Annotated in this window: 3 protein-coding genes and 1 pseudogene; 3 read left to right on the top strand and 1 reads right to left on the bottom strand. The window is 63.8% G+C overall.

Annotated elements, in window-relative coordinates; genetic code table 11:
• Nucleotides 1-272 precede the first annotated feature (272 nt).
• A complete protein-coding gene (locus NP4_RS39010) occupies nucleotides 273-2,261 on the top strand; it encodes a hypothetical protein (protein WP_068009759.1) in 1,989 nt (662 codons plus the stop codon).
• A 174-nt stretch (nucleotides 2,262-2,435) separates the two neighbouring features.
• Here the strand turns inward: NP4_RS39010 and NP4_RS39015 are convergent.
• Nucleotides 2,436-3,034, bottom strand: a pseudogene (locus NP4_RS39015) (transposase); the annotation flags it as partial.
• 302 nt (nucleotides 3,035-3,336) lie between these two features.
• Here NP4_RS39015 and NP4_RS39020 point away from each other — a divergent pair.
• Together NP4_RS39020 and NP4_RS39030 are read left to right on the top strand one after the other, a co-directional pair.
• The gene (locus tag NP4_RS39020) at nucleotides 3,337-9,930 is read left to right on the top strand and encodes a type I polyketide synthase (protein ID WP_169813872.1); all 6,594 of its coding nucleotides are present in this window, start codon (nucleotides 3,337-3,339) and stop codon (nucleotides 9,928-9,930) included.
• Nucleotides 9,927-12,239, top strand: a complete 2,313-nt coding sequence (locus NP4_RS39030) for a TIGR03617 family F420-dependent LLM class oxidoreductase (RefSeq protein ID WP_082876633.1) — start codon at nucleotides 9,927-9,929, stop codon at nucleotides 12,237-12,239. Before NP4_RS39020 ends, NP4_RS39030 begins: the two co-directional genes overlap by 4 nt.
• Nucleotides 12,240-12,244: the final 5 nt, after the last annotated feature.

The following is a 12,244-nucleotide window of genomic DNA, read 5'->3' on the forward strand; positions in this document are numbered from 1 at the left end:
AAAAAGGGATACGCCAGAGTGGCCGTCCTGGCCCGCATACCCGCCGACCTGATACAGAGACCCTGGTACGGACGAGTGATCTGGGCCAACACGCTGTAACCCGATGGCGCCACGGCGCTGGCTTGAAACTCCGCCCCTTCAAAGCTCATGAGAATCCGATGTCAGATAAACACAGGGACCGCTGGCGGTTTGACCTCGAGACCACAAACAGGAGATCGTCGGACTGCGCGGCTCGTATTCTGCTCGTTGTCGACCCTGTGAACGGTGAGCCGATGAGCTACGAGCTGCACCGTGACGAATTGGGACAGGCGGTCGCCGTGTGCACGCAGGGCGCCCAGTCTTGTGGCGCCCCGCTCGACATCAGCGTCGATAGCCTCATCACATGGCGGGCATCACAGGGAGACAATGCCGCTCGAGCCAATCTCGGCAAGCCATGCAACCACAGCAGCGATCAGCGATGCGTGACACATGCTTTCCTGCGGTCTCGGATCCGCCAGATCGTCACGGCCACACGATCGCGCGGATACGACGGATGGTTCGTGAGCTGCCCGCCGCAGCAGACTTATCCCCTACCTGATTGTGTCCACCCATCCGACCTTGCCGACCTCCCGCTTGTCGGGCAGATCCACAGCGTGTGGAACAAACACGATTCGGTTCTGGTCACCTACACCAGCGGACTGCACGTATGGCACCTCCGACACCAGGACCTTCCCCTCTCTGTCACCGCCGCCCCTGCCGAGATAGAAGCACGTGACCTGCCGTTGGCTGAGGCGAACGGAGAGCGAGTGTTGTTGGCCGCCGAGGTCCGGCGAGCCTTGGATTTCAACACCCCCATCCGTTACGACCGAATATGGCGGCACCCACCGAGAACGGAAAAGGAAGCTTACAAAACGGCAGCCGAGCGCAAGCCGGTGTTTCCGTGCTTCACTACCAAGTACGTATCCGCCTACCACACGGTCCTGGCAAGCGCGGGCCGTGACGAGCGCGACTCCGAAGCGGTTCGGGCAGTGCGCACAGAATGGCAGGGCGGCGGCATCGGCCGCAGCCGTACCATGCCTTTACCAATCCAGCAGGGGCTTTTGGCCAGTCATTATTCAGGCTCGGCAAACGCGCGTGAAATAAACGTCGTCGAACACGGAATCACCTACACCCATGTGTGTTTGCCGATGCGCGCCGACGCCATCTGTCACGCGTTGGGCGTCTCCCTCGGACTCACCGCGTTCACCGACGATCACGAGCTGGACGGCATTTGCAGCCCCTCCGGGCTTCTAGCATACGTGATCGACACGCTTCGCGACGGACTGGCCTCCGGCGCTCGCCACTGTTTCGATGCCGTTATCGGCTGCGCTCAGGTCAATGAACTGATGATAGAGCTACACCACCAGGGAATCGTAGCCCACCGACCGGACAGCGTCGAAAGTTGGTTCGACTACGCACTCACACGCTCCGTAATGTTCGCGATCCACCCGATAACAGAACTCGCCGCCAGCTTGGGAGACAGACCCGTTGCACCCCATCACTACGCACTGGCGGATATGGGAGCGACCATAGCGCATGACCTTTGCGACCTGCGATACGACGTGTCCAATGGCATGTGCCTGAACAGTATATATGCCCTGGAAACCGCTCTCGGGGACGACAGTTGCGCCGAATGCGTCGCCGAATGCCTCATCCCGATGATCACCCATTGCCTGCTGTCCGAGAACACTGAGGAGTACGCAATTCTGGCGGCATTGGTGGCGGGATGCGGCTTCCTGCGCCCATATTGCTTCGGCCACAGCCGAGCCCTGCTCAACGCCCGAGCCACGATCCTGGACGACCGCTGCCCCAACGCCTGGTACGACGCGATACGTGTGCTCGAGAGATGTGCGCCCGAGATCAGCACCACACATCTGCGGTCGAGCGATTTCACAACCGTATGCCAGGAAATCCGCGACCGCACGCAGCTGATCATCGACGAGGCCGCGCACGGCGACGCCCTCATACACGAGGCGACCCGCGCTGCCGTAAGCGACACCAGTAGCGCGCAGGAGGTCGAAACACTCTGGAAGGCATGCATCGAGGACGCCTCAACCGCGTTGCTCGAATATGCCGACGGCGACCCTCGCCACCTCGCCGCACTGGTGTGGAGCGCAATGGCACACAGCAGCCCGAACCGAATCAACATGCGCTGCGGCAGCATCCGGCACACAACCGACAATGCCGATCGGGTACCAGGCTGGCAATCCGTTCTCTCGAGTCACACGAAAGTACCGATGTAAATCTGCCCTGGTCTGTCCGACATCACACTTGTCGGTCTGCGCCGCGGTAGGGCTATGCGAGCCAGATCCTCGAACTCGTCGTCGAACAGGCCGAGATTGCTCTCGGTGAGATCTCCTACGAGGACGTCGATCCGGCGGCGGAGATATTGTCAAATCCTGCGGATCGGTATGTTTTCAGGCGACCTCCGTTTGGGTGGTGTCGGCTGCGCCGGTCGGCGATGCCGGGGTGATGTCGCGGGGGGCGTTCGAGTAGCTTGCCCTTGTGGAAAAGGGCTCCGAGGCGGACGAGAGCGACGAATTCGGGGGCGTTGACCTTGCGCCAGCGGGTCTGGGCGGCTTCGATCAGCTTGTAGGCCATGGCGATTCCGGCCGCGCGGGAACCCGGCCCCTTGGTGACCTTCGTACGCAGCCGCACGGACGCGAACGTGGACTCGATCGGATTCGTGGTGCGTAAATGGATCCAGTGCTCTGCAGGTATGTGAAGAACTCGAGCAGTACGTCGAGGTCGTCGACGATCTTGGCGACGGCTTTGGGATATTTTGCGGCGTAGTCGATTTCGAACGCTTTCACCGCCAGTTGCGCTTTGTCGATATCCTCGGCCATGTAGATGTCCTTCATTGCCGAGATCGCGCCGGGATGCGCCGATTTCGGCAGCGAGGCAAGAACATTCGCCGACTTGTGGAACCAGCAACGCTGTTCCGGGTGTGCGGGAACACATCGCGCAGGGCCTTCCAGAACCCGAGCGCGCCGTCCCCGACCGCCAGCACGGGCGCCCCTTACCGGCACGCTCGGACGGCAGTATCGGAGACCAACCGCAGAATACTGGCGAATCAACGACGCAAGACACGTTCTAAGTTCGTGGACGCTGACCTATGCATGCTACGCATTCAGCTATGCGGGAAGCGCTCTACCGGAGGAACGGTCGTAAGTCGATAATAGAAGTCGCGCGATACTGCGCTGATTTGGCAATCCAGAGGAGCACGCCCGTCGATCTGGCGAAACAGCTGGCCGGCAGGCCGGCTGCGTCGATTGCTTTGATTGTCTCCCGCACGACAAAATGTGGTGTCACTCTACTATGACCAGTAATCATGATATCGGATTTCCTCCCCACGCTATTGCCGTCGTCGGCATGAGTTGCCGCACACCTGGAGCGCGAAATCCGCGGGAGCTGTGGGGCCTGCTCAGTCGCGGTGACACGGCGATCTCGGAACCGCCCGGGGACCGTCCCTGGCTGCGGGATCTGGTTGGACCACCGAAGACCCCGGGTCGTATCGCCACCTCCCGCGCCGGCTTTCTTCCTGATGCCGAACTGTTCGACCCGGCGTTTTTCGGGATATCTTTGCGTGAGGCCGGTCGGATGGACCCGCAGGTGCGGGTGTTGCTGGAGACTGCCTATGAAGCATTCGAAGATGCTGGCATCGCACCGGGTCGCGCGAGCGACACGGTTGGCGTATACGTCGGCACGTCCTACGGTGACTATTGGCTTCGGCAGGTGTGGGATCTCGATGATCTGGATTTCTACACCGAAATCGGCACCAGCCGTGGCGCGCTTTCCGGCAGAGTCTCCTACAGCCTCGATCTCACCGGCCCGACCCTGACGGTCGACTCGGCCTGTTCCTCATCGTTGGTTACGGTTCGGATGGCGTGCCAGGCCCTTCTCGCTGGGGATTGCGATGTCGCTCTTGCCGGAGGCAGTAATCTCGCGTTGACCCCGTACAACTGGGTGACGTTCAACCAGGCCGGCGCACATTCACCCGATGGTCTGTGCAAGTTCGGTGATGCCAAGGCCGACGGCTACGTCAGATGCGAGGCGGCCGGGTGGGTCGTGCTCGAGCCCCTTGCCCGCGCGCTGGCCAACGGCGACCGCATCCGCGCGGTCATCCTGGGTGGGGCCAGTACGAGCAACGGATTCAGCGGAGAAGGAATGGCCGCACCCAGCGTCACCGGCCAAGTGAAGACGTTGCGCCGAGCCTATGCCGAGGCCGGAATCGATCCGGCAACAGTCGATTTCGTCGAAGCTCACGGCACAGGAACCACCGCCGGAGACCGAGTGGAACTGACCGCATTGGCGACGGTAGTGGGGATGCGCGCGGCAACACAGCCACCATGTCGCGTCGGCACTGTGAAGGCCAATATCGGACATGCTGAAGGCGCCGCCGGAATCATCGGGTTCATCAAGGCGATACTGGCGCTCGAACATCGAGCCCTGCCGGCCTGCCTGCACCTCACCGAACTCAACCCGGCCATCGACTGGGACACCACACGATTGGAGCTGCCACGCACATCGGTCGCACTGGCTTCACACGGGCGGTTGATAGCGGGCGTAAGCAGTATGGGAGCCTCGGGTTCGAACGCACACGTTGTGCTCAGTTCACCTCCGGCGAGGAAATCGCCACAACCGCTATCAACTCCGCGAGCAGAGGTACTGGTGCTGTCCGCGCGCAACCGCATTGCCTTGCACCAGCTGCGCACCGAATACGAATCCCTCTTGCGCACCGACGAATCAGAGGCACGCCTCGCCCAGATCTGCGCGGGCGTAGCCCGCGGACGACGGCACCTCGAGCATCGGCTGGCGGTCGTAGCAGACTCAGCACCACAGGTGGCTGATGCCCTGTCCGTCTCCGAAGGAGACTCCTCGGCGACAGCACCGTGCTTTGAACGGACCGTCACCTCGCGTCCCCGCGTGGTGTTCGTCTTTCCCGGGCAGGGTTCACAATGGGCGCACATGGGGCAGGAATTGCTGTCCGAATCGGAGGAATTCCGCGAAGCGCTCACGGCATGCGATGCAGTCGTGCGCGAGCATACGGGATGGTCTGTGCTGGAGGCGATCCGTGGCACCGCCCACGATTGGGTCCAGGACACTCACCTGGTGCAGCCCGCGCTGTGGGCGATCGGGGTCTCGCTCGCGCGAACCTGGCAGTTATGGGGAATCACCCCCGACGCGGTGATCGGCCAGAGCCAGGGGGAGGTCGCCGCCGCGCATATTGCGGGAGCTCTGAGTCTGGAGGAATCCGGTCGATTGAGCTGTCTGCGTGCCCGTCTCGCCACAAACCTCTGCCCGCCTGGCGCCATGGCCCGTGTGGAGGCCGGGGTGGACAGAACTCGCGAACTACTGGCCCGCTGGGGGATCAACGCTGAGATCGCCGTCGTCAACAGTCCCACATCGACTGTGCTGTCGGCCACGCCCGCGGCAGTGGATGAATTCGCCGAATGCTGCGCCGGAATCGGGCTCGACTGCATGAAGATTCCGGTGGACTACGCAGCCCACAGCGCCATGGTCGACCCTGTACGTGAACCACTACTCCGCGAGATCGAGACTCTTACACCCGGCCGGGTCAATATCGCAATGATGTCGACCGTCGACGCAGCCATCCTCGACGGCACCGATCTCGGACCGGAGTACTGGTGGCGCAATCTGCGCGAACCTGTCCAGCTGGAACCGGCAATCCGATCGCTCCTGGCCGCCGGGCCGACCATATTCCTGCACATGTCGCCCCACCCCATACTGGCCACCGCGATCGAAGAAACAGCCGCTGTTGCCGAGGTGAGCGCGACCGCCCTTGCGTCATTGCGGCGCGGCCAGCCCGATCGCGCGATCATGCTGACGACCCTGGCCGAGCTGTACGTCAGCGGCTGCGAGATCGACTGGGCCACCGTCTACGGCGACACGGACCGAGCGTTCGATCTGCCCCACTACCCCTGGCAACACGTCTCGGTATGGCACCAGGCCCCGAGTTGCCCGTGGCCGCCCTTGGGCGGTGGTGCTCCAGCGACTTCAGAGGATCTTAATTTCAGTTCACACCAACAACTGTCGAGTGCACCACCCGCCACCGCAACCACGGGCACCGAAATACCGGCGCCGGTCCCAACGCAGCGAACAGACGCGGAGGACGACCCATCACCCCACCCCCTGCTCGGTGTGGCACACACCGAATCCGATGGCGGCATCGAATGGCTGAACCCGCTGACAGCCGCGCGTCATGGGTATCTGCGCGACCACCGCATCTCCGATCACTCAGTGATGCCCGGGGCAGCGTATCTCGAACTGGCATTGGCTGCGGCCAGACACGGACGGGCCGGTTATCCGCTCGAGGTGTGCGAAGTCGAGTTCGTCGCCTTGCTACCGCTCGACGAATTCGACACCGGCGGAATACTTCTGCGTACCCGCACCGACGCGACCCGAGAGCGGCTCACCATCGACAGCCGCGACGGAGTCGAATGGATCACGCACGCACGCGCGGCAATTCGCGACCCCGCGGATCCGACACCAGAGGCAGAGTCTCTCGCAGCGGCTGAGCGTCGCTGTGTCTCGCACCGCTCGGTCGAGGAGTTCTATCGCGCCCACGCTGAACACGGCAACAACTGGTCGGGCGCATTTCGCGGCATCGTCGAGCTGTGGACCGGCCCGGACGCAGCGCTTGCCAGAATTGAGCACCAACCGGACGGCCGCCACCTCTTTCACCCTGCGGTCCTGGACACCTGCTTACAAACCGCCTTGGCAATCGGCCCGGTGACCGACAACGGCGACAGCAGAGGTCTGGTGCTGAGCGGTGTGGACCGCGTGCGGCTCAATCGCCCAGTCGGTCCAGGATCACTGTGGTGCTATGCGCGCTGGGATTCCGCACGATCAGACGCCGTGCATGCCGATATCAGTGTGTTCGACGACACCGGTGCTTTGGTGGCGGTCCTGGCCGGTGTGCGAGGCCGCCGACTGCACGCGGCCGCCCACGCCGCTGCTTCCTCTGACACCTGGTTCTACCAGCTGCGGTGGCGGCCGGTACCCGCCGAGCAGCCCTCGTCGACGGAGCCAGGCTGGCTCGTCGTCGGACGCGGAGCGGAAGCGACAGGCCTGGCCCGGCAGTTGAGGGCGACCGGGAGCGACGTCGCGCAGATCTCGTCGTACAGCGAATCGGCCGAGGTGGCTGCGGCCGTCCGTCAACTCGCCCACGGTGGGCAACTGGCCGGCGTCGTCGATTTCTCCGCCGTGACAACACGAACGACTAACGAGGCCGGGGCTGATGAGATCCATTCGGTCGGAACCGAGCTGTGCGACGGGATCCGTTGCCGCGCTGCGGCACTGCGAGATATCGCTGGTCATCCCGCACCGCGGCTGATCGCGGTGACCAGAGGCGCGCAGGGCGCCCAGGTGACCGCACCGTGGCAGTCGGTGGTGTGGGGATTCCTGCCAGTGTGCGGCCACGAACACGGCCTGCGATCCTACCTGGTCGACCTCGACCCCGACGACATCGATCGCGACGCCGAGAGCGAGTTCCTGGCCGCCCTTGTGCTCTCACCCATGAATGAGAATCGGCTGGCCCGACGCGAGAATCAATGGCATGCACCTCGTTTGGAGGAGGCTGAGCATCAGCCCGGCGAATCCGGGACAGGTCCGATATATCCGGATCGAAACCGGCGTTTGTGGAGCGACGGCGGAGCCGACAGGCTGGAGTTGATCGACTGTCCCCGGCCTGCACCGAGCGAGGGAGAGGTCGAGATCGCGGTCTCGCACACCGGTGTGAACTTCCACGATCTATTGATCGTCGTCGACGGCGTGCGCGAGGACGACCCGTTCGGCGGCGAATGCGCGGGCACAGTCAGCCGGATCGGCGCTGGTGTACGCACAGTGGCGGTAGGCGATCGGGTACTGGCCTACGCACCGGGCGCGCACCGCGAGCACGTCCTGGTCGACGAGCGAACAGTCGTCCTACAGCCCTCCGCACTGACCGCCGGCGAAGCAGCGGGAGTGGCGGTAACCTACACCACCGCCTATTACGCACTGGTGGAACGAGGTGGGCTGCGGGCGGGTGAACGCGTGCTGATCCATTCCGCGACAGGCGGTTTCGGGTTGGCCGCCCTGCATCTAGCACGTCGGCTCGGTGCGGTCGTATACGCTACTGCGGGTACCGAGGCAAAGAGGGATCTACTGATTCGTCTAGGAGCGGCCAAGGTCGCTGACTCCCGCTCGACCGAATTTGCCCGGCAGTTCCGCGAATCCGCCGATCCGTTGCGCGGAGGGGTGGACCTCATTCTCAATACTTTGATCGGCGACGGCATCACGGCGAATCTGGCTGTGCTCAACCCCTACGGCCGCTACCTGGATCTGACCCTGACCGCCGACAGTTCCGCACATTTGCCGCTTGCCGCGCTTGGCCATAACCGCACCTATGCGCACACTCGTCTGCACGATCTCTACAGCGACGATCCGGCACATCTGGGCAGGCTGCTGCATGCGGTGACCGGCATGATCACACGAGGAGAACTCCCGGCACCCTTGCATCGCGTACTGCCCGTCGAACAGGCTCATAGCGCCTTCGCGACGATGCTGCGCTCGGAACACATCGGCAAGCTTGTGCTCAAATTCCCCGGTTCGGCCACAACCGCGCCGCGCCGCCAGCCCACCTCGACGGTGGCGCTACGTCCCGATGCCATCTACCTGCTGACCGGAGGACTCGGCGGCATCGGCGGAGTCTGTGCCCGATGGCTACTCGATCGCGGCTGCCGATCACTGGTACTGACAGGCCGTACTCCATTGGATCCCGACGCCACCGACGATCCGCGCGCGGAACTGCTCGCGCGGCTGCGGTCCGGTGGCGCGACAGTCGAATACGCCGCTGTCGACGTCGCCGACGAAACAGCCATGACCGAGCTGGTGCTCCGGCTGCGTCGCAGCGCGCCGATAGCCGGGGTCATCCACGCTGCGGGCGTGCTGACTCCGACCAGCAGCCTCGATGCGACGACCGAGGAGATCGGCCACACCTTGCGGCCGAAGGTCGCTGGAGGCTGGGTGTTGCACCGGCTCTTCACCGATACGCCTCCAGACTTCTTCGTCCTGTTCTCCTCAGCGTCGGTCATCCTTGCCGGTACCGACGCCGCCCATCAGCTCAGCGCTTACACCGCAGGAAACGAATTCCTCGATGCCCTGGCAGCCCACCGCCGCGGCTCGAACCTTCCTGCCACGGTGGTCGATTGGGGCTATTGGCGTGAGGTCGGGATGGCGGCACGGCTCAGTGTCGCTGCCGACCATGACGTTCGTCCGACCGGCATGGCAGCGATCCATCCCGATGCCGCCTACCCGCTGTTCGACGCGATGCTCACCGGCGGGGACCGAATGATCTGCCTGCCCACCGATTGGACCGCATTTCAGGCGGCATATCCCGGTGATGCAACCGCGCCCATTCTGCGTGATGTCTCAACCCGCACAACCGATTCCACCTCAGACTCGCACTCCACAACGACCGGCGGCGCATCAGCCTTTCCCACCGGCACGTCACTGCCGACCGAGCCGACGCCGACGGCATGTCCAGAGGAGCCGCTAGCCGACGAGACAGAGCTCAGCAACGGCAATCGGTCCATCAACTGGTCGGTAGACCCGCGCAGGCCCGATGCCACTCCGGTGCCGCCCCGACGAGCAGAAAGCCCGCACAACGGTGCAGAGTCGACTGAGAACGAACTCGAGGAGTACCTGGCCGAGCAGGTCGCACGCGTCCTCGGCTCCCCGGTGGCACAACTGGATCGGGAAATGCCACTGCATCGCCTCGGCATGGATTCGCTGATGGCGGCGGACATTCGAAACCGGCTGCGCCGCGATCGCGGTCACGACCTGACCGTCGCCCAGGTACTCGATGCCGAGAGCGTCCGCAAGCTCGCCCGCACACTGGCGCTGTCATGAACTCACCCACATCGCAATGGAATGCGCTTGCGGCTCAACCGAAGAGAATTCTACTGACCGGAGCGACCGGGAATCTGGGAGGACGACTGTGCGACGACCTGCTCGTCAACACCGTGCACCAGATCTACTGCCTGGTCCGCGGCGCGGACCCCGTCACAGCGCGAATGCGGCTGGAGCGCGGCCTGGAACGGCCGAGTTCGGCGGCAGGGCGAGTGATCGTCGTCCCGGGCGACCTGCAGCACCCGACACTCGGTCTGCCCCGGCCCGACTACGACGCACTCGCCGAAAGCATCGATACCATCGTGCATTGTGCGGCGACAGTCAATCTCGCGGCCGGCTATGGACAGCTAGCGCCGTGCAATGTCGAGGGCACCCGGCACCTGATCGCCCTTGCCGAGCGACACCGTGCCCTCACGGGCCGTCCACTCCGATTCCACTACATTTCGACCGTTGGAACCTTTATCGAAGCACACGCTGCGGGCGGCCGAATGGAGGTGGACGAGAATACCCATCCGACCGCGGCGACCGCCGGATCCCTGGGTTATCCCCGCAGCAAAGCCGAGGCCGAGTCCGAACTACGCGCGTCCGGACTGCCCCTGACTGTGCACCGGCCAGGGCTGGTCATGGCCGATTCCAGGACAACCAGCGTGACCGACACCGACCTGCTTGTACCACTCATTCGGGCCGCGGTCGCGATCGGCGCCGCTCCAACCGATTGCGAAGCCCCGGCCGAGACCGTCGACACCACCGCCCGCGCGATCATCGCGCTGATCGACCATCCTGGCAGTGTCGGGCGGACCTATCACCTGGTACGAGAGCAGCCCCTGCGCCTCGACACGGTCTTCGCCGCGTTACGCCGCGCCGGACACCGACTCACACCACTGTCCTCGCCGCAGTGGTGGCAGCGGATTCAACAGTCCGCCGAGCACCCCGAGGTGATCCCGATCATCGCGATGTCGGCGGTGTTCCGTCGAATACTGGCCGCCGACGGCGACTACCGCCAGCCACGGATATCCAGCGCACACACATGGCAGACGTTGCACCAGTTGAACGTCGTGCCATCTCCGATGGACGACCGGTACCTGGACCGACTTGTCGCAAACGCCTGCCCCTCGTCCGGAAGATCCGAGGCGACAAACACCGCCGATCACCGGCGACCCCGGTCGTCTGCTTCGCAGCCACACCTGCCTATCGACCACATCCTGTGTCAGGACGGATATCAGCATTGCGTCAACGGCATGGCTGCGGCGGCCACCGCCTGCGAAGCCGCAGGATTCGACGGCGGATGGGTTTACGAACATCGTCACGATCCGTTGCTTACGCTGGGCGCTGCGGCAGCCAGCACCAACCGGCTCAGGTTGGGCACCAACATTCTGATCGCGTTGGCGAACAACCCGATGGTGCTGGCTAGGGCAGCCAACGACCTCCAGTTCGCAAGCGCAGGTAGGTTCACCCTCGGCCTCGGAACACAGATTCCCACCCACCTGAACCGCCGCTACTCAGTGCCTGGAGACCGTCGCCACGCCCGGATCCGCGAATTCGTGCTCGCATTGCGGGCGATCTGGGAGTGCTGGAACACGAACGGAAGACTGAACTTTCGGGGCGAGTTCTATTCCCACACTCTCATGACCCCATTCTTCATGCCCGGACCGAACCCGTACGGCGCACCGAAGATCTTCCTGGCAGCAGTCGGGCCGGCCATGGCCGGCATCGCCGGTGAAGTTGCCGATGGCTACACCGCACACACGGTATTGAGCGCTGATTACATCGCAGAGGTTCTCGTACCAGCCGCCGAGCGCGGGTTGGAAAGATCTGGGCGGTCCAGGGACACGTTCACGGTCATGTGTAACCCATACGTGATCACCGGTCGCACCGAAGCCGAACGCGCCGTGGTCGAGCGGTCCGTCCGACAGGAGCTGGCCTTCTACAGTGCGACACCGGCATACCGGCAAAGCCTGGAATTCCACGGATTCGGCGCAACTGTCGACCGACTCACCGAACTCAGCGTATCCGCCGATTCCGACGCCTGGACACGCATGACCGACCTGATCGGAGACGACATCCTGGACGCGCTCACCATCCGCACCGAACCCGACGACGTGGGCCGCGAAATACACCGGCGTTACGGCAGTTTCGCCGACAGGATCGTATTGCCTGCACCTCAGGGCACTCCCGAAGATCTGTGGCGACCGAAACTGCTCGGACTAGACAGCACACCGATTGTGAACCCATCGGCAGTGCCAGCAACCACACCCGGCGGACCTCGACGCCCAGCGATGGACAAGGACCGGCGAGATCCTCAACGATAGACGGG

The sequence above is a fragment of the Nocardia pseudobrasiliensis NBRC 108224 genome (assembly GCF_001613105.1).
Taxonomy (GTDB): domain Bacteria; phylum Actinomycetota; class Actinomycetes; order Mycobacteriales; family Mycobacteriaceae; genus Nocardia; species Nocardia pseudobrasiliensis.

Excerpts from the sequence above, each read along its gene's own strand:
- NP4_RS39010 (WP_068009759.1), top strand. The coding sequence starts at position 273 with ATGAGCTACGAGCTGCACCGTGACGAATTGGGACAGGCGGTCGCCGTG.
- NP4_RS39020 (WP_169813872.1), top strand. The coding sequence starts at position 3,337 with ATGACCAGTAATCATGATATCGGATTTCCTCCCCACGCTATTGCCGTC.
- NP4_RS39030 (WP_082876633.1), top strand. The coding sequence starts at position 9,927 with ATGAACTCACCCACATCGCAATGGAATGCGCTTGCGGCTCAACCGAAG.